The 17,792-nt window shown below is 50.2% G+C and carries 18 protein-coding genes and 1 pseudogene; 13 read left to right on the plus strand and 6 right to left on the minus strand.

The features are described from left to right. The first annotated feature begins 8 nt into the window (after positions 1-8). Genes ACLJXE_RS05445 through ACLJXE_RS05465 form a run of 5 tightly spaced genes read left to right on the plus strand, consistent with a single transcriptional unit; the run spans position 9 to position 4,932 of the window. On the plus strand, positions 9-629 hold the full coding sequence (locus ACLJXE_RS05445) for a DUF2291 family protein (RefSeq protein ID WP_410750303.1): 621 nt from the start codon (positions 9-11) through the stop codon (positions 627-629). 1 nt (position 630) lies between these two features. Further along, complete coding sequence (locus ACLJXE_RS05450) at positions 631-2,175, plus strand: sugar ABC transporter ATP-binding protein (RefSeq protein ID WP_410750304.1); 1,545 nt, start codon at positions 631-633, stop codon at positions 2,173-2,175. 17 nt (positions 2,176-2,192) lie between these two features. After that, the gene (locus ACLJXE_RS05455; RefSeq protein ID WP_286628416.1) at positions 2,193-3,260 is read left to right on the plus strand and encodes an ABC transporter permease; all 1,068 of its coding nucleotides are present in this window, start codon (positions 2,193-2,195) and stop codon (positions 3,258-3,260) included. Positions 3,261-3,313: 53 nt separating this feature from the next. Beyond that, positions 3,314-4,111, plus strand: a complete 798-nt coding sequence (locus ACLJXE_RS05460; RefSeq protein ID WP_410750305.1) for an SDR family oxidoreductase — start codon at positions 3,314-3,316, stop codon at positions 4,109-4,111. 35 nt (positions 4,112-4,146) lie between these two features. After that, positions 4,147-4,932, plus strand: a complete 786-nt coding sequence (locus tag ACLJXE_RS05465; RefSeq protein ID WP_410750306.1) for an SDR family oxidoreductase — start codon at positions 4,147-4,149, stop codon at positions 4,930-4,932. Positions 4,933-4,973: 41 nt separating this feature from the next. Here the strand turns inward: ACLJXE_RS05465 and ACLJXE_RS05470 are convergent, their stop codons facing one another. Continuing rightward, positions 4,974-5,678 carry a GNAT family N-acetyltransferase gene (locus ACLJXE_RS05470; RefSeq protein ID WP_410750307.1) on the minus strand — a complete coding sequence of 235 codons (705 nt, stop codon included), beginning with the start codon at positions 5,676-5,678 and terminating at the stop codon, positions 4,974-4,976. A 144-nt stretch (positions 5,679-5,822) separates the two neighbouring features. On the opposite strand from ACLJXE_RS05470, the gene ACLJXE_RS05475 reads away from it, so the two are divergent. Then, positions 5,823-6,941, plus strand: a complete 1,119-nt coding sequence (locus ACLJXE_RS05475; protein ID WP_410750308.1) for a YbdK family carboxylate-amine ligase — start codon at positions 5,823-5,825, stop codon at positions 6,939-6,941. Between the two features lie 66 nt (positions 6,942-7,007). Continuing rightward, a complete protein-coding gene (locus ACLJXE_RS05480) occupies positions 7,008-7,256 on the plus strand; it encodes a DUF1158 family protein (RefSeq protein ID WP_061067481.1) in 249 nt (82 codons plus the stop codon). A 22-nt stretch (positions 7,257-7,278) separates the two neighbouring features. Here the strand turns inward: ACLJXE_RS05480 and ACLJXE_RS05485 are convergent, their stop codons facing one another. After that, positions 7,279-7,620: a RamA family antibiotic efflux transcriptional regulator gene (locus ACLJXE_RS05485; protein WP_286628691.1), complete on the minus strand. Its 342-nt coding sequence runs from the start codon at positions 7,618-7,620 to the stop codon at positions 7,279-7,281. Positions 7,621-7,637: 17 nt separating this feature from the next. Then, positions 7,638-8,750 carry an MBL fold metallo-hydrolase gene (locus ACLJXE_RS05490; RefSeq protein WP_410750309.1) on the minus strand — a complete coding sequence of 371 codons (1,113 nt, stop codon included), beginning with the start codon at positions 8,748-8,750 and terminating at the stop codon, positions 7,638-7,640. A 189-nt stretch (positions 8,751-8,939) separates the two neighbouring features. Between ACLJXE_RS05490 and ACLJXE_RS05495 the strand changes: the two genes are divergently transcribed. From ACLJXE_RS05495 to ACLJXE_RS05510, 4 genes are all read left to right on the plus strand, one after another. After that, a complete protein-coding gene (locus ACLJXE_RS05495; protein ID WP_286628423.1) occupies positions 8,940-9,521 on the plus strand; it encodes a TetR/AcrR family transcriptional regulator in 582 nt (193 codons plus the stop codon). Continuing rightward, complete coding sequence (locus ACLJXE_RS05500; RefSeq protein WP_410750310.1) at positions 9,521-9,889, plus strand: MmcQ/YjbR family DNA-binding protein; 369 nt, start codon at positions 9,521-9,523, stop codon at positions 9,887-9,889. Before ACLJXE_RS05495 ends, ACLJXE_RS05500 begins: the two co-directional genes overlap by 1 nt. A gap of 119 nt (positions 9,890-10,008) precedes the next feature. Next, complete coding sequence (gene nfsB / locus ACLJXE_RS05505; protein WP_410750311.1) at positions 10,009-10,662, plus strand: oxygen-insensitive NAD(P)H nitroreductase; 654 nt, start codon at positions 10,009-10,011, stop codon at positions 10,660-10,662. Between the two features lie 64 nt (positions 10,663-10,726). Next, positions 10,727-11,971, plus strand: a complete 1,245-nt coding sequence (locus tag ACLJXE_RS05510; protein WP_286628426.1) for a mechanosensitive ion channel family protein — start codon at positions 10,727-10,729, stop codon at positions 11,969-11,971. Between the two features lie 54 nt (positions 11,972-12,025). On the opposite strand, the gene pheP is transcribed toward ACLJXE_RS05510, so the two are convergent. From pheP to ACLJXE_RS05525, 3 genes and pseudogenes are all read right to left on the minus strand, one after another. Beyond that, entirely contained in the window at positions 12,026-13,420 is a 1,395-nt protein-coding gene (gene pheP / locus ACLJXE_RS05515; protein ID WP_410750312.1) for a phenylalanine transporter, read from the minus strand. Positions 13,421-13,545: 125 nt separating this feature from the next. Beyond that, positions 13,546-13,659, minus strand: a pseudogene (locus tag ACLJXE_RS05520) (hypothetical protein); the annotation flags it as partial. 109 nt (positions 13,660-13,768) lie between these two features. Then, on the minus strand, positions 13,769-14,851 hold the full coding sequence (locus ACLJXE_RS05525; RefSeq protein WP_410750313.1) for a YncE family protein: 1,083 nt from the start codon (positions 14,849-14,851) through the stop codon (positions 13,769-13,771). A 300-nt stretch (positions 14,852-15,151) separates the two neighbouring features. Here ACLJXE_RS05525 and ACLJXE_RS05530 point away from each other — a divergent pair, with 300 nt between their 5' ends. Both ACLJXE_RS05530 and ACLJXE_RS05535 read left to right on the plus strand, forming a co-directional pair. Beyond that, a complete protein-coding gene (locus ACLJXE_RS05530) occupies positions 15,152-16,327 on the plus strand; it encodes a DnaJ family molecular chaperone (RefSeq protein ID WP_286628429.1) in 1,176 nt (391 codons plus the stop codon). A gap of 736 nt (positions 16,328-17,063) precedes the next feature. Continuing rightward, a complete protein-coding gene (locus tag ACLJXE_RS05535; RefSeq protein WP_410750314.1) occupies positions 17,064-17,642 on the plus strand; it encodes a LuxR C-terminal-related transcriptional regulator in 579 nt (192 codons plus the stop codon). The last annotated feature ends 150 nt before the right edge of the window (positions 17,643-17,792 follow it).

A 17,792-nucleotide genomic window follows, 5' to 3' on the forward strand; every position in this document is an offset into this window, starting at 1 on the left:
AGAATATTATGACTAAAAAAGTCTGGCTGGCGCTGGCCGTATTGACCGTCGGAGGATGTCGCATCGTCTCGCAGCAAGAGCTGGCGGATCTCAAATCTCCACCAAACCCCAATATGGCGAATATAGACCAAACGTGGCAAAGCAAAATTGTCCCACAAATTGTTGGGCAGGCTCGTCCGGTCGCTGAATTAATGGCCGCGCTGCAAACCGAGCCAGACATTGATAGCGCCTGTAAAAACCTTGGCTACCGCTCCCAGGAAGAAAATCCCTGTATCTTTTACGTGAAAGTAGAGGGGCCAATTAGCCATCTTGATACCACGTCCCGCAGTGGGAAAATGACTATCACGGATAAAAGCGGCAGCAATATTATCGTACAAATTGGCCCAACCCTGCGAGGCACGCAATTACGCGATGCTTATAAAGGCACCAGCTATGGCGACTTCAACGACCAGGTATTATTTGGTGAATATGGTCGGGCCATTAACGAACAAGCGATAAAAATGATTCAAGCGTCGCAACTAAAAACGGGTGAATCAACACAAGTCTATGGTGTTTTTTCTGCGTGGGATATTCCGCAAACGCTTCCGGATATTACACCAGCAAAAATAGAAATGATGAGGGGACAATAAAATGCAACAGCAAGATATCATCGTTCCCCATCCAGTCGAATCAGACGTTATTATCGAAACCCGCGATCTGTCACGCATCTATCCTGGGGTAGTAGCATTAGATAACGTTAATTACCGGGTATATCGTAATAAAGTAAACGTGCTGATCGGAGAAAATGGTGCCGGTAAATCCACCATGATGAAAATGCTTGCTGGCGTTGAAAGCCCATCATCCGGTCAAATCTTTCTGGACGGCAAGCCCGTTTTTCTGAATTCAACTCATCAGGCTGAAAAACAGGGCATTAGCATTATTTTCCAGGAATTGAATCTCTTCCCAAATATGAACGTCATGGACAACATCTTCATGGCTAATGAGTTCTTTCAGAAAGGGAGAATTAACGAAAAGTACCAGTATGCACTGGCTAAATCTTTACTGGAAAGGCTTGAGCTGGACGTTGATCCGTATACGCCCCTGGATGAACTCGGGATTGGCCACCAGCAACTGGTTGAGATTGCCCGTGCCCTTTCCAAAGATACGCGCGTGCTAATTATGGACGAACCAACGTCTGCCCTCAGCCAGTCTGAGGTAAAGGTGTTGTTCAATGTGATTGAACAGCTCAAGCGGCGTGGCGTTACCATCATCTACATATCTCATCGTCTTGAAGAACTGATGGAAATTGGTGACTACATCACTATCTTTCGCGATGGCCGATTTATCAGTGAAAGAACGGTCAACGATGCCAGCATTCCATGGATCATTGAACAAATGGTTGGCGATAAGAAAAAACATTTCGATTATCAGCCCGCACCAAAAAGTGACACGATCCTTACTGTTCAGGGACTCACAGCACTCCATCCCAGCGGTGGCTATAAGCTCAATGACGTAACATTTAGCTTAAGTAAAGGTGAAGTGATTGGAATCTACGGTCTGCTGGGCGCAGGACGTACAGAACTGTTCAAAGGCCTGGTTGGATTGATGCCTTGCCAGAGTGGGAATGTTCAGCTCAACGGTGAATGCATTAATAAAGCCCACTTTCAGTCCCGACTGAAAAAAGGGCTGGCGCTGGTACCAGAAGACAGACAGGGCGAAGGTGTCATTCAGATGATGTCAATTCAGTCCAACATGACGCTGTCTGACTTCAGCCTGAAAGGATTTCGCCGTGCCTGGAAATGGCTCAACCCGCATAAAGAACAGGCCAGCGTGAAGAATATGATCCAGCAGCTAGCCATCAAAGTCAGCGATCCCGAGCTGCCTATTACCTCATTGAGTGGAGGCAATCAACAAAAGGTTGTCCTCGGCAAAGCATTAATGACGCAGCCACAGGTGGTCTTCCTTGATGAACCTACTCGTGGCATCGATGTCGGTGCCAAAACTGACGTATATCACCTGATCGGCAAAATGGCTCAGCAAGGGCTGGCGGTGATGTTCTCCTCATCAGAACTGGATGAAGTGATGGCCCTGGCGGACCGAATTCTGGTGATGGCCGATGGCCGCATTACCGCAGATGTCCCTCGCCATGCGGTCACTCGCGAGAAATTGATCGCGGCTTCTACACCTCAAGATTAATCAGGCTGGAATCCATCATGAACCAGAAATATATGATTTATATGTACCTGCTGAAGGCCAGAACGTTTATCGCTCTGCTGCTGGTGATCGCATTCTTTAGCGTGATGGTACCGAATTTCCTGACCACATCTAACCTGCTGATTATGACCCAGCATGTTGCGATCACCGGACTACTGGCGATTGGTATGACGCTGGTGATCCTGACTGGCGGTATCGATCTTTCCGTCGGCGCAGTGGCAGGTATTTGCGGCATGGTTGCAGGGGCATTGCTCACTAACGGTCTGCCCATCTGGGGCGGCAATATTCTCTTTTTCAACGTGCCAGAAGTGATTCTCTGTGTCGCCATCTTCGGCATCATTGTTGGATTGGTTAACGGCGCAGTAATCACTCGCTTCGGTGTTGCCCCCTTTATCTGTACCCTCGGCATGATGTACGTCGCCAGGGGGTCAGCCTTGCTGTTTAATGACGGTAGCACCTACCCCAACCTCAACGGTATGGAAGCGCTGGGTAACACCGGTTTTGCCACGCTGGGTTCAGGCACGCTACTGGGGATTTATCTGCCTATCTGGTTGATGATCGCCTTCTTATTGCTGGGGTACTGGCTCACCACCAAAACCCCTCTCGGTCGCTATATCTACGCTATCGGGGGGAACGAATCTGCTGCGCGCCTGGCTGGCGTACCTATCGTAAAAGCGAAAATATTTGTCTATGCCTTCTCCGGGCTGTGTGCCGCTTTTGTCGGGCTGATTGTGGCTTCCCAGTTACAAACCGCACACCCGATGACCGGCAACATGTTTGAGATGGATGCCATTGGCGCGACTGTGCTGGGCGGAACCGCGCTTGCCGGGGGGCGCGGGCGCGTCTCCGGATCCATTATCGGTGCCTTCGTCATCGTCTTTCTGGCGGATGGCATGGTGATGATGGGTGTCAGCGATTTCTGGCAAATGGTGATTAAAGGCGTGGTTATTGTCACCGCCGTAGTCGTCGATCAGTTCCAGCAAAAGCTACAGAACAAGGTCATTCTGATGCGCCGCCATGAAGAAAAGCAGACGGCGACACCTTCAGCCAATACCGTATCCAGTTAAGCAGCATCATTCCGCCGGACGTGTGTTGCCCGGCTTATTCAGGAGATAAGAATATGCAACGTGATTTTCAGGGTAAGACTGTTGTCATCACCGGCGCCTGCCGGGGGATTGGCGCGGGCATCGCTGAACGTTTCGCCCGCGATGGCGCGAAACTGGTGATGGTCTCCAACGCCGAGCGCGTCCACGAAACGGCTGAACAACTGCGTCATCGTTACCAGGCCGACATTCTGTCTTTGCAGGTTGATGTTACCAATGAGGCGCAGGTGCAATCACTGTATGAACAGGCCGCCGCGCGCTTTGGCACCATTGATGTATCCATCCAGAACGCAGGTGTCATCACTATCGATTATTTCGACCGCATGCCGAAAGCGGATTTCGAAAAAGTCCTCGCCGTCAACACTACCGGAGTGTGGCTCTGCTGCCGGGAAGCCGCAAAATATATGGTTAAACAAAACCAGGGCTGCCTGATTAACACGTCCTCCGGTCAGGGACGCCAGGGGTTTATCTACACTCCGCATTATGCCGCCAGCAAGATGGGCGTGATCGGTATCACTCAAAGTCTGGCACATGAACTGGCTCCGTGGAATATCACCGTCAATGCCTTCTGCCCGGGCATTATTGAGAGTGAAATGTGGGATTACAACGACCGAGTATGGGGCGAAATCCTCAGCACGAAGGAAAAACGCTATGGCAAAGGTGAACTGATGGCGGAATGGGTTGAAGGCATTCCCATGAAACGTGCGGGTAAACCTGAGGATGTCGCCGGACTGGTCGCTTTCCTGGCCTCTGACGATGCACGTTATCTCACCGGACAGACCATCAATATCGATGGCGGCCTGATTATGTCGTAACGCCCGTAAGGGTATTTGCAGGGAGAGTTATCACTATGATCGCAAAAGATTTTGCTCAACAACTGTTTAACCTTGAAGGGCGCGTCGCTTTCGTGACCGGCGCGGGCAGCGGCATCGGTCAGACTATCGCGTATGCCCTCGCCAGTGCGGGTGCTCGCGTAGTTTGCTTTGACTTGCGCGAAGACGGCGGACTAAAAGAAACCGTCAATAATATCGAAGCCATTGGCGGGCAGGCTGCTCTCTATTCGGGCGATGTCCGGCAGCTTAATGACCTGCGCGCTGCAGTTGCGCTGGCAAAAGAGCGCTTCGGACACCTGAATATCGCGGTAAACGCCGCCGGTATTGCTAACGCCAATCCTGCGCTGGAAATGGAAAGCGAGCAGTGGCAACGCGTAATTGACATCAATCTCACTGGCGTATGGAACTCCTGTAAAGCGGAGGCAGAACTGATGATTGAATCCGGCGGCGGTTCGATCATCAACATCGCGTCCATGTCCGGAATCATTGTCAACCGGGGACTGGAACAGGCTCACTACAACAGTTCTAAAGCTGGCGTGATACATCTTTCGAAAAGCCTGGCGATGGAGTGGATTGGGAAAGGTATTCGCGTGAACTCAATCAGCCCTGGCTATACCGCCACGCCGATGAATACCCGTCCGGAGATGGTTCATCAGACGCGTGAATTTGAAAGTCAGACACCCATTCAGCGAATGGCCAGGGTGGAAGAAATGGCAGGTCCGGCGTTATTTCTTGCCAGCGATGCAGCCTCATTTTGTACCGGCGTCGACCTGGTGGTAGATGGTGGATTTATCTGCTGGTAACAGAAATTCGCCCGCAGACATCACAAACTGCGGGCGTTAACTTAAATTGCTCTGCACGCCGCCAGTGACCGATGCTGCCGCCCCTGCGCATCAAAATTTTCCGGGGCCAGCCAGCGCTGCAAAACAACGTCACACTGTGGCCACTCATCGTCAATCATTGATAGCCAGTCGCTATCGCGGTTGCGACCCTTACGCACCATCTTCTGGCGAAAACGCCCTTCATGAATAAACCCTAAACGCTCCGCCGCACGGCGGGATGCGACGTTAAGAGAATCGCATTTCCACTCCACGCGGCGATAGCCCAGCGCAAATGCCTGACGCAGCAGCAGCCAGACGGTTTCGGTGCCCAATACCGTATTCTTCATGCGTGGCGACCAGGTCACATGGCCTATCTCGACCGAGCCATTTACAAGGTCGATCGCCATAAATGAGACTAACCCCACGGCGCGCCCGGATTGTAAATCAATCACCGCATAGGGAACCAAAGAGGCATCCGTTGATTTGTCCGTGACCCAACGCGCGGCCTCCTCTACGCACGCAGGACGCGTGCTGGCAAGCCAGGTCCAGTCACGTTCATCAGGTGCCTGCGCGTAGGCGTCAAACAAATCGGCAGCATGGTGGTCAGCATTCAGGGGCTCCAGACAGCAATATTGACCAATAAGCACACTCCGTGGCAGCGCGGTTGCGCCATTCCAGTCTGGCAGGGCATCACCCACCGTCTGCCCATACCGATTTATCTCTGGCACTGTTCAACCCCTGTTATGCAAACAAAAACCAAGTTATAGCACCCGCCATTTCGCCTTCAAAGTACCGGTCAGGAATTTTTAACGCAGAACCGAAAATCACCACCCCTTCTATACTGATTAAAAATCAACGCTCAGGGGAACACGATGTCACTTCCCGATTTTCATATCTCTGACCCCTTCACGTTAGGTATTGAACTGGAAATGCAGGTAATCAATCCTCCGGGCTACGATCTGAGTCAGGACGCGTCCAGGTTGATTGACGCCGTGAAGTCAGAACTCACTGTCGGCGAGGTGAAGCACGATATCACCGAAAGTATGCTGGAAATGGCGACCGGGGTGTGTCGCGATATTGACCAGGCTGCCGCACAGTTTTCCACCATGCAGCACCTTGTTCTGCGCGCCGCCACAGCGCATCACCTCGAAATCTGCGGCGGTGGTACGCACCCGTTTCAAACATGGCAGCGTCAGGAAGTGTGTGATGACGAACGCTATCGGCGGAACCTGGAGAACTTCGGCTACCTTATTCAGCAGGCAACGGTTTTCGGTCAGCATGTTCATATCGGTTGCGCCAACGGTGACGACGCCATTTACCTGCTGCATGGCCTGTCGCGCTTTGTTCCGCATTTTATTGCGCTCTCTGCCGCCTCACCTTATATGCAGGAAGCCGACACGCGATTTGCCTGCGCGCGGCTGAACATTTTCTCCGGATTTCCCGATAATGGCCCGATGCCGTGGGTGAGCAACTGGCAGGAATTTGAGGGCTTATTTCGCCGACTGGCATGGACCAGCATCGTTGACAGTATTAAGGATTTGCACTGGGATATCCGCCCCAGCCCACACTTTGGTACGGTAGAAGTGCGGGTGATGGATACCCCGCTGACCCTTGAGCATGCACTCAACATAGCCGGGCTTATTCAGGCTACCGCCCACTGGTTACTCACCGAACGGCCATTCAGGCATCAGGAAAATGATTATCTGTTGTACAAATTCAACCGTTTTCAGGCCTGTCGTTTTGGTATGGAAGGAATACTCACCGACGTGAATACCGGGGATCACCATCGCCTGGCGGATAACACGCTACGCTTACTGGACACTGTCGCAGCGTCGGCGGAAAAAGTGGGGGCTGCCAGTGCCATAAACACCTTACATCAGCAGGTGAAAAAGGGTCACAATGAGGTCCGGCACATGCGTGATTTTGTGGCAAACGGTGGTTCGCTGAGTGGGCTGGTGAAAAAACATTGTGAGATCTGGGCGGGGCATTAAGCGCGACGTTTGCGTTAACCAACGATATCCCGGACAATGGCTTTTTAACTCAAGTTTAACAATGCCATGAAACACCCGCTTGAATCACTGATGACCGCAGCCGGGATACTGCTGTTGGCTCTGCTTTCCTGCCTGCTGCTGCCCGCCCCTTCGCTTGGCCTGGCGTTGGCGCAAAAGTTAGTCACAACCTTTCATTTAATGGATCTTAATCAGTTTTATACGTTGTTGTTTTGTCTGTGGTTCTTGCTTCTCGGGGTGATTGAGTATTTTGTGCTGCGTTTCATCTGGCGGCGTTGGTTCTCGCTGGCAGAATAGACCCGCGAGAACCCGTATACCGTTAATGTGTGCGGCTGTGATTTTCTTTACGATACGCCCCTGGTGGCTGGCTAAACGTACGGGTAAAAATACGCGTGAAAGTCTGCTGCGAATCGAAACCATACTTCAGGCAGATATCGTAAACTTTTTGGTCGGTATCGCGCAGATCGCGTGCCGCTAATAATAGCTTACGTTCACGGATATAACGCCCGAGGCTCTCACCTTTGTACTGCTGAAAAAGGCGTTGCAGATGCCATTTTGAATACCCCGCATGGCGTGCAATATCATCAATGCGCAAGGGTTGATTCAAATTATCATCAATCCATTCAACAATCGTATCAATTACCTGAGCAGAAATCGTCATCATGCTCTCCCCTCTGTTCATTGCGTTGCCAGCTGCCACCAGGCCGTAAACTGTTGGTCCGGTTTGGACAGTGCGACCGGCTCACCCAGCATCGGCGTCAGCAATCGGTAATGTTGGCGGCGGCTGGCGAGTGCCAGTCTTTTGTATGGATCATCCCAGGTGTGTTTCGCCAGAACGAAGCGACCCGCATGTCCGGGTAATACCGCTTTCGCGCGCAGATCGGCCGCGGCCTGGGCGGTCTCTTCTGGCATCATATGAATGAACTTCCAGTCATGGTCATACTGGCCATTTTCCATGATGGCCACATCGACCGTGCCGAACTGTTCGCCAATCGCTTTAAAATGCGGTCCGTAACCGGAGTCTCCGCTGTAGTAAACATTCTGTTCCGGCGTTTCAAACATGAAACTTGCCCACAGCGTTTGGTTACGTTTAATCCCCCGGCCAGAAAAATGGCGGGCAGGCAGTACATGGACGATCAGTGAATCTGTCACTTTGACGGATTGATTCCAGTCGCGTTCCTCAATGATCTCGCTGTTCATTCCCCAGTAACGCAGGTGTGAACCTACGCCAAGCGGTGTAATCACGCGCTTAATCTTCGGCATCAGAGCCTTGATCGTGGCGAGATCCAGATGGTCGTAGTGATCATGCGAGATAATAAGAAGATCGATTTCCGGCATCGTCTGCGCGGTCCACGGATACTCACCGGCAAAGGCTTTATTCAGGAATGAAAACGGTGCGGCATAATGGCTAAACACCGGATCAATAAGAATACGCTGGCCCGCCAACTGCAAATACCACGAGGAATGCCCCAGCCAGACAAGGGTATCCTGCTGTGGCGATAAACTGGCGAGATCGGTCGCAACCAATGGTAACGGCTGCGCGGGCCGCGCGTTTTCTCGCTTCGCGACCAGAAACTCCCACCAGGCCGCCAACATACCTTTGTTGCCGGTATAGCCCGGAGTCGGGACCTGATTATGAAACTGTCCATCACGATAGTGTGGCGACTGTTCAACCTGACTCAGTTGTGCTCCTTGCGGCACCTGACCAAATCCGGCATTGAATACAAACGGTAAACTTGCTGCAGCGGCAATGAGCATAATAACAACCACACAAACTGTGAGACGCTTCATATCCTGACCTTAAACGCGCCCCTTTCCGCTGGATTGCGCGACTGACTCTTGATTATGAGTGAGTAAGCACTCATTATAGAAATCGAAAGTTCGTCGTCAAGATGATTTTCAATCTTTGACATTCGCCGTTGCGGTGCGGTAAAGGCCGTGATTCAATCATGTTTTTTACAGACTTAAGGGTAAAGTGTAGTGGCTCGTCCGAAGAGTGAAGACAAAAAACAGGCATTACTGGAAGCTGCAACCGCAGCATTTGCACAATCAGGTATTGCGGCCTCTACCGCCGTTATAGCCCGGAATGCAGGTGTCGCAGAGGGAACATTGTTTCGCTATTTCGCGACAAAAGATGACCTGATCAACGAGCTTTATCTCCATTTAAAGCACGATATGTGCCAGTCAATGATGGCCAATCTGGACCGTTCAGTGACCGATGCCAAAACCATGACTCACTACATCTGGAACAGCTACATCAGTTGGGGTCTGAACCATACTTGTGGACATCGCACTATCCGTCAGCTTGCCGTCAGCGAGAAAATCAGCAAAGAAACCGAACAGCAGGCTGACGATATGTTCCCGGAACTGCGCGATTTATGTCATCGTTCCGTTCGCCCTGAATTTATGTCTGACGAATATCGTGCCTTCGGTGATGGGCTTTTTCTTTCACTTGCCGAGACAACCATGGAATTCGCCGCCCGCGATCCTGCCCGCGCGAATGATTACATTTCGATGGGGTTTGAGGCCATGTGGCGCGCACTCACCCGCGAGGAAAAATAATGGACGGCCAAACGCTACATGCTTGTGCTAAACGTATTGCACTCGAACTCCCTTTTACCGAGCAATGCTGGCCGTTCGGCCCGGAATACGATGTCTTCAAAGTCGGCGGTAAGATTTTTATGATTGTTTCAGAGCAACGCGGCCGTCCGTTGGTTAATTTGAAGTCAGACCCACAAAAATCACTGCTGAATCAGCAGATTTACCGCAGTATCGAACCGGGCTATCACATGAATAAAAAGCACTGGATATCCGTCTACCCCGGCGATGATATTAACGAGTCATTACTGACTGACCTGGTGAACGACTCATGGCATCGGGTGGTAGACGGCCTGCCGAAGCGGGATCAAAAACGTCTGCGTCCTGGCTGATTTATCGTTAGCGTCGATAAGTGTTTTTGCATTTTTCGGTCTTATCATTTTCCCGCTAACCCTGTACCCTGCTGAAACAAAACGCACCCGCAGGGTACGAAAAACCACCAGGAGTAGTTATGGATATTGTTTCTGTCGCCTTAAAACGTTACTCCACTAAGGCATTCGATCCGAATAAAAAACTGAGCGCTGAGCAAGCAGAAAAATTAAAAACACTGCTGCAGTTTAGTCCGTCCAGTACCAACTCTCAGCCGTGGCACTTTATCGTTGCCAGCACTGACGAAGGAAAAGCGCGGGTGGCTAAATCCGCAGCCGGCAGCTTTGTGTTCAACGAACGTAAAATGCTGGATGCTTCCCACGTCGTCGTGTTCTGCGCCAAAACGGCGATGGATGATGCGTGGCTGGAGCGCGTGGTGGATCAGGAAGAGATTGATGGTCGTTTCGCAACGCCAGAAGCCAAAGCCGCCAACCACAAAGGTCGTACGTTCTTTGCCGATATGCACCGCAAAGAGCTCAAAGATGACGCTCACTGGATGGCGAAACAGGTGTATCTGAACGTGGGTAACTTCCTGTTAGGTGTTGCGGCGATGGGCCTGGATGCCGTACCGATTGAAGGCTTTGATGCCGCAGTTCTCGACGCCGAGTTTGGTCTGAAAGAAAAAGGTTACACCAGCGTTGTTGTGGTCCCGGTGGGCCATCACAGCGTAGAAGACTTCAACGCTGCCCTGCCAAAATCACGTCTGCCGCAAGAAACGACGCTGACAGAAGTCTGATCCCCACATTTGCATAAGCTCCACACAGCGGTCATCATAGACCGCTGTTTATTAAGGAGACATTATGCAGGAATTGATATCTCAGGTAGAAGACCTCGGCATTGAAATGAATCACACCACCTCGCTGGTGATGATTTTTGGCATTATTTTTATCACCGCCATTATTGTTCACGTTATTTTGCACTGGGTGGTATTACGCGCATTTGAAAAGCGCGCCAACGCCAGCTCCCGCCTGTGGCTACAAATCATCACGCAGAACAAGTTATTTCACCGACTGGCATTCACGCTGCAAGGTATCATTGTCAATATACAGGCCGCGCTCTGGCTACAAAAAGGCAGTGAAGCCGCAGAAATATTAGTCACCTGCGCGCAGCTGTGGATCATGATGTACGCCCTGCTGTCAGTATTTTCTCTGCTCGACGTTATTCTCAATCTGTCGCAAAAACTCCCCGCCGCATCGCAGTTGCCGCTGAAAGGCATATTTCAGGGCATCAAGTTAATCGGCGCGATTATCGTCGGCATTCTGATGATTTCCCTGCTGATTGGTCAGTCACCGGCCATCCTGATAAGCGGTCTGGGTGCGATGGCCGCCGTCTTAATGCTGGTATTTAAAGATCCGATCCTCGGACTGGTCGCCGGTATTCAGCTTTCAGCCAACGATATGCTCAAGCTGGGCGACTGGCTGGAAATGCCGAAATATGGTGCCGATGGCGCAGTTATTGATATCGGCTTAACCACGGTAAAAGTCCGCAACTGGGATAACACCATCACCACTATCCCCACCTGGTCGCTGGTATCAGACTCGTTTAAAAACTGGAGCGGGATGTCCGCTTCCGGTGGTCGACGCATTAAACGTAGCATCAGCATCGATGCGACCAGCATTCATTTTCTCGATGAAGATGAACGCCAGCGATTGCATAAAGCGCACCTGCTGAAACCCTATTTAACCACGCGTCACCAGGAAATCAGCGAGTGGAACCAGCAATTAGATGCGCCGGAGTCCGTATTGAACCATCGCCAGATGACCAATATCGGCACCTTCCGTGCTTATCTGAACGAATATTTACGCCACCATCCGCGCATTCGCAAAGATATGACATTAATGGTGCGCCAGCTTGCACCAGATGACCACGGTTTACCGATTGAAATTTATGCGTTTACCAATACGGTGGTGTGGCTGGAATATGAAAGTATTCAGGCTGATATCTTCGACCATATTTTTGCCGTCGTCGAAGAGTTTGGTTTACGCATTCATCAATCCCCTACCGGAAATGACATTCGCGCACTGGCAGGCGTTTTTCAGCGTTAATCGGTAGCATGAAGAAAGGTCCGATCTCATCACCAGGATGAGATCGGTTAGATATTAGCGGGACTTGCGACGCAGCAGTTTGAATGCCACGAACAGGAACAGGATCCACACGGGCAGCAGGATAGCGGACAGGCGCATATCATCCATGGTGCACATCAGCACCAGAATCATGCCGAGGAAGGCGATGCACAAGTAGTTACCCGCCGGATACAGCAACGCTTTAAACTGAGTATCACGCCCCTTACGACGCATTGCTGCCCGGAAACGCAGGTGCGCCAGACAGATCATAATCCAGTTCAATAGCAGCGTCGCAACCACCAGCGCCATCAACAGACCGAAGGCTTTTTGCGGCAACACATAGTTGATCAGCACCACCAGCGACGTGATCGCGCCGGAGAGAATCAATGAGTTCACCGGTACGCCACGACGGCTGACACGGGTTAAGAACTTCGGCGCATTTCCCTGTACCGACAGGCCAAACAGCATGCGGCTGTTCGAGTAAACACCGCTGTTATAGACCGACAGCGAAGCCACCAAAATGACAAAGTTCAGCGCAGATGCCACCACGTTACTATCAAGATTGTGGAAAATCATTACGAACGGGCTACTGTTCGATTTGACTTCCACCCACGGATACAGCGCTAACAGCACCACCAGTGAACCGATGTAGAACAGCAAAATACGATACACCACCTGGTTTACCGCTTTCGGGATGCTTTTTTGTGGGTCCTGCGCTTCGGCAGCGGTAATCCCGATCAGCTCCAGACCACCAAACGAGAACATAATCACCGCCAACGACAGGATCAGTCCGTTCCAGCCAGTCGCAAAAAAGCCGTTATAACGCCAGAGGTTATCGATGCTTGCATGTTCGCCACCGTTGCCGGAAAACAGCATCCAGATACCAAAGCCAATCATGCCGATAATCGCCAGGACTTTGATCAGCGCAAACCAAAATTCCGTTTCGCCATACAGACGCACGTTGACCAGGTTGACCGCATTGATAATCACGAAGAAAGCCGCGGCCCAAATCCAGGTTGGGACATCAGGCAGCCAGTACTGCATATAAATTCCGGCTGCGGTGAGTTCTGCCATACCAACCAGCACAAACATCACCCAATAGTTCCAGCCAGACAAGAAACCCGCGAACGGCCCCCAGTATTTATAGGCAAAGTGGGCAAACGATCCCGAAACGGGTTCTTCAACCACCATTTCGCCCAACTGACGCATAATCAGAAACGCGATGATTCCGGCAACACCGTAACCGAGTAATACAGCAGGTCCCGCCATCTGAATAGCCGGGCCGATTCCCAGAAACAAGCCTGTACCAATTGCGCCGCCCAGCGCAATTAACTGAATATGGCGGTTTTGCAACCCCCGCTGAAGCGTCGGTTCATTCGTCGACGCGGCATCAGACACGCTGGTGTCAGATGCAGTTGACGCGTTTTTCACGCCCTACCCCTGTGTGGTTTTTATTGAAGGGGCTTCTTTTAACATTTCAACCTGGTTGTCGCAAGGCGCAATCGTTTGGATACGCCGGGCATCCTTGCCCAACGCACCGAGGCCCAGGAAAAAAATCAGAAGTCGTAACTGGCAGAAACCTTCAGCGTGCGTGGCTCGCCCTGGAACAGATAAGTCCCGGTATCATCAATACCTGACCAGTAATTCTCGTTGGTGACGTTATCGTAGCCTTGTACCGCCTGCACGCTCGCATCATTGGCGACAACATCGGCTACGGTCTTAGCTTGCTGATCAAAGTCTGACGACGTTGCCGGAGAGCGCTCCGGCAACGTGTTGTTATTATTTATTCAGGTCGATACGCACCACGTTATCTGGCGCGGAGGTGGAGTGGTCTTTATTGAATTTCTGTTTCACTGTGACAAACAGGGTTTGGCTATCAGCAGAGAGTAACAGGCTGTTGGGATTGGGGAGGAGATCCCAGCGTTTCTTCACGCTGTAATCCGTTGCATTCAGGCTAAGCAATTTTCCGGAATCACGCTGGGTAATATAGATTTCATTACGCTTCGCATTGAATTTCACCGCCAGCGAATCCCCGATATCCAGTTGTTTAAGCAGCTTGCCCGTATGAATATCTAACACCAATGTCGTTTTCGCTTTGGAATTGTCGGTGACAAACAGACGACCTGTTTGCGGGTCTTCCGCCATATTCAGCAGCAATGCGGGTTTATCGCCCAGCGGCTGCCAGCGTTTTTCAACGCGCTGAGTACGCGGGTTGATAACCAGAATTTCACCACCGCCATTTGCCGCATAAATACGCTGTGTCATTTCTGAGTAATGCAGCCCGGTCATCCATTTACCCGTGTTTTTAATCCGGGTTTTTAGTTTCAGCGTTTCGGCATCAACAACCCAGATCACCGCTGGTTCGGCAACGGCGCCGATATAGAGCAGACCGTTATGCAACAGTACCTGCCGCGCGCCGTACGGGAAACCTTGCGGGTTACGTTCCGGGAACAGCACACGATTCTTCACTTTGCCGTCTGCGGTATTCAGCGCGCTTACCCCTCCATCCAGGGAGTTGGTGACATACACTGTTTTACCGTCTGGCGAGAGAGCCATACCAAAGTTTTTCAGATCGGTGTGGCTCAGACCGATGGTCTTCAGCGTTTGCGGATCCAGCTTGTAAACGACCCCACCCTGTACATCTTTGAACCCTTCCGCACTGGCAACGTACAGCGCATCACCCGCTGGGCTCAGCGCCATTTCATACAGGCCGTCAGCCAGTGCGCGCTGCTGAATATCCGTTGCTGCCGGTGCGATTGTTTTTTCCTGCGCCACCGGGTTACTGGCTGGCGTGGCGTTAGCTGTGCAGCCGCTTAATGCAACGGCAGTCAGCAATGCCAGAGCGGATGTTGTTTTTTTCATTGTCGGGATCCTTACCAGAGTTCACGCAGATTGTTAATGACAAAAGATAATGAGAACTATACGCATTATCTTTATCAGATCAAGAATAATTAACCGGTGAATAAAAAAGATGAAACGAGGGTTTAAAGATGCGAAGAAGTGCGCGGTAGTACCGCTTTTTCATAATTACAGTGAATTATTCTGGACGAAAAGGCATCGCAGGCCACAGAATGCACTTTACTGTTTTTCCAACATTTTCAAACGGGTGAAGCTGTCGTGGTTCAGTCACTCTTTTTTGAACCACGCCAGGCAACGACTGTCATGAATAAGATCATTAAACGACTTGAGATCGTCAAAAGCGCTATCGAACTGGAAGATGAAGAGATTATTTTCCAGCAGTTGGCGCATCTGAAAAATGAACCTTTGCCAGTCATTCCCGGCGCCATCGTGCAGGCGATTGAAGAACGGCGTTTCGGCGATGCCCTGCGTGAAATTACACACTGGCTACAATCCCAGCGCGCAGTATCAACGTGGCAGGACCCCGGCATTGCCGCCAGTAAGCTCGAACTGAAAGCGCTTGAAACCCAACTGCGTGATCTGATTGATAAGCGCAACACGCGTATTCAAATCCTCGATGATTTCAATGACCTGTACCATCTTCGCCTCGGACCGTTGATGAGCCGGATTCTCGAACTGCGTAAGCAGTTGGCTGCCAGTGCGCAACGGAGGCAGGAAGCAGAACGAAAACGTCGGGAAAAAGATTATCAGTCCTGCCAGCACTATATTTCACAGGCCGTTGATCAACTGGCGAAACTCAAGCAGCACTGGGTAAATCTGAGTTCGGACTCCCGCGAATCCGTGGAAACTCGCCAGCGCATTCAGCAACAGACTGAGCTTATCACCGCCCTGCTGGCGGAAATTCGTGAACTTGAAAACGACTTTTCTCGCCAGGACGACAGCGCAACCCGTCAGGCACAGGAGGAAGCCAGCCATGAATATGATGAATATCAGGAGCAACAGCAGGATGCTCAGCACCGTTACACCCGCGACCAGCGGCTTTCAACGGATGAACGTAATGAATTAAAACGCCTGTGGCGTCAGGCCAGTCGTCTTTGCCACCCGGACGTGGTAGCGGATGACCTGAAAGAGAAAGCCCATCAGATGATGGTGCAGCTTAATCAGGCACGACAAAATGCCGATCTGGCCGCGGTCAGAGCCTTGCTGACCCAGTTACAAACCGGACTCGAACCGATGATGGCAAGTGACCGGCTAAACGATCTGCAGCATTTACGTAGCAAGATTCAGCAGCTCAGGGAGCAAATTAATGCACTGCTCAAAGAGATTCGCGATCTGGAAGCGGAAAACGCCTGGCGTCTTGCCACTTCAGTAACAGACAAAGAGGCCTACTTCTCCGATCAGCAACGGGCACTGACAGAAATCCGCAATACGCTGGAAATGCAAGTACAACAAGTGGAGCAAGAGCTATTGGCTGGCTGAGAAAATGAGCGAACAAAAAGCAGACAAAAAGCGGCTGCAAGACTGATTTTTAGATTAAGCACGAAAAGCTTATTTTAGATTAAACACCTTAAAAACCACAAACATATAGAATATAAATCTAAATTATTTTCATTTACAGCCCATTAATTCAAATTAAACAATATTTTCTTCTCAAGAACATTGACCTCCTTCCCTGCCCGGCCTTTGAGTAAGAATTCTCCTGGTTATTTCCTTCTCTGTTAAGAAAATCATATATCTGTTTGAAATTAATAATAATTAACAATATCCCCCTTCTAAACCTATAGGAATCCCCTGTCATTATCGAATCGATGGACACTAAACCTCGCCGATCAATAAGCGAAATCTATCAATGATCTTCACAGAGGTGATATAAACGATTTATCTTAAATTTTAACAAAGTGTAATATCCACTTTAAGAATAGTTAATGATTTAAATAAAGACAGATAATATCTGTTGATATCCGAATAAATAAGGATGCGTTCAAAGCAAAGAGCAAAATATACCCATCATACTTCAAGTTACATATGCGTTGGCTGCGTTAGTTCACCTCAGCCACATAGTATCTGTACGCCTGGGAATTTATCTCCCGGACTTCCTGTAACTGGAATTATTTAGGGCATACGAGCATTAATTAACATTTCATGCATCGCGAGAAACTCTTTTTTAACTAAAAAAAGAGGCGACTGCTTGCACCAAAATTTCAAGGAGATCGGTATGTCTAAAGCTATTTTTTTGGGTGACTCAATTTACCCCTGGCTAGGCATGCGAGAAATCCTCCGTGGCTCATCATTATATATTGATATCGCGTACCACTCCTCCCAGACGCTTTCTGCCGTCCAAACGCTATCTCATGAAACGGATTGCATCATTATTAACCCTGACAAATCAGATTTTTTAAAATATGCCAGGATTATCCGCAACATGGCTTTAAGACCATCTACAACGGTCATCGTTTTAGCCGATGAAACCACTTTTTCTATTTTTCAAACTGTTTGCGGAATGGCCCTGCAGTTCCTGGATCAGGACACCAGCCTTGATCAGCTATTGCAAACAATCACTTGTATCACAAAAAACAAAAAGCCACGCAATATCAAAGAACTGCAAACAAAAATAACGGCCAATGAATTCAACGTGATGATGATGTTAGCCCGGGGGTGGTCACTGACACAAATCGCCGGAGTATCGCAAAAAAGTGAAAAAACAATCGGGGCGTACAAAAGCAATATTGCCAGAAAACTGGGTAAAAGTAATACCCGGCTCAAGTACACCATTTCTCACTATAGCCAGCCGTAACTGACTTATTTAAGGATAGTAATCACGGTTAATTATTAACAGGTTTTCTTTCGGCTCGTTTTTTATTCCGCATAGCCCGGAAGGGATCTCTATTTTCGAAAATCGACATACCGGGTAGCACATCCGCGTGCCAACCATAGCCAACAACTC

It is taken from the genome of Citrobacter sp. U14242, from assembly GCF_046555775.1.
GTDB lineage: Bacteria > Pseudomonadota > Gammaproteobacteria > Enterobacterales > Enterobacteriaceae > Citrobacter.

Coding starts and splice junctions, on each gene's coding strand:
- ACLJXE_RS05465 (WP_410750306.1), top strand. CDS start 4,147: ATGATCGCAAAAGATTTTGCTCAACAACTGTTTAACCTTGAAGGGCGC.
- ACLJXE_RS05490 (WP_410750309.1), bottom strand. CDS start 8,750: ATGAAGCGTCTCACAGTTTGTGTGGTTGTTATTATGCTCATTGCCGCT.
- ACLJXE_RS05500 (WP_410750310.1), top strand. CDS start 9,521: ATGGACGGCCAAACGCTACATGCTTGTGCTAAACGTATTGCACTCGAA.
- ACLJXE_RS05530 (WP_286628429.1), top strand. CDS start 15,152: ATGAATAAGATCATTAAACGACTTGAGATCGTCAAAAGCGCTATCGAA.
- ACLJXE_RS05455 (WP_286628416.1), top strand. CDS start 2,193: ATGAACCAGAAATATATGATTTATATGTACCTGCTGAAGGCCAGAACG.
- ACLJXE_RS05510 (WP_286628426.1), top strand. CDS start 10,727: ATGCAGGAATTGATATCTCAGGTAGAAGACCTCGGCATTGAAATGAAT.
- ACLJXE_RS05445 (WP_410750303.1), top strand. CDS start 9: ATGACTAAAAAAGTCTGGCTGGCGCTGGCCGTATTGACCGTCGGAGGA.
- ACLJXE_RS05450 (WP_410750304.1), top strand. CDS start 631: ATGCAACAGCAAGATATCATCGTTCCCCATCCAGTCGAATCAGACGTT.
- ACLJXE_RS05460 (WP_410750305.1), top strand. CDS start 3,314: ATGCAACGTGATTTTCAGGGTAAGACTGTTGTCATCACCGGCGCCTGC.
- nfsB (WP_410750311.1), top strand. CDS start 10,009: ATGGATATTGTTTCTGTCGCCTTAAAACGTTACTCCACTAAGGCATTC.
- ACLJXE_RS05475 (WP_410750308.1), top strand. CDS start 5,823: ATGTCACTTCCCGATTTTCATATCTCTGACCCCTTCACGTTAGGTATT.
- ACLJXE_RS05485 (WP_286628691.1), bottom strand. CDS start 7,620: ATGACGATTTCTGCTCAGGTAATTGATACGATTGTTGAATGGATTGAT.
- ACLJXE_RS05480 (WP_061067481.1), top strand. CDS start 7,008: ATGAAACACCCGCTTGAATCACTGATGACCGCAGCCGGGATACTGCTG.
- ACLJXE_RS05525 (WP_410750313.1), bottom strand. CDS start 14,851: ATGAAAAAAACAACATCCGCTCTGGCATTGCTGACTGCCGTTGCATTA.
- ACLJXE_RS05535 (WP_410750314.1), top strand. CDS start 17,064: ATGTCTAAAGCTATTTTTTTGGGTGACTCAATTTACCCCTGGCTAGGC.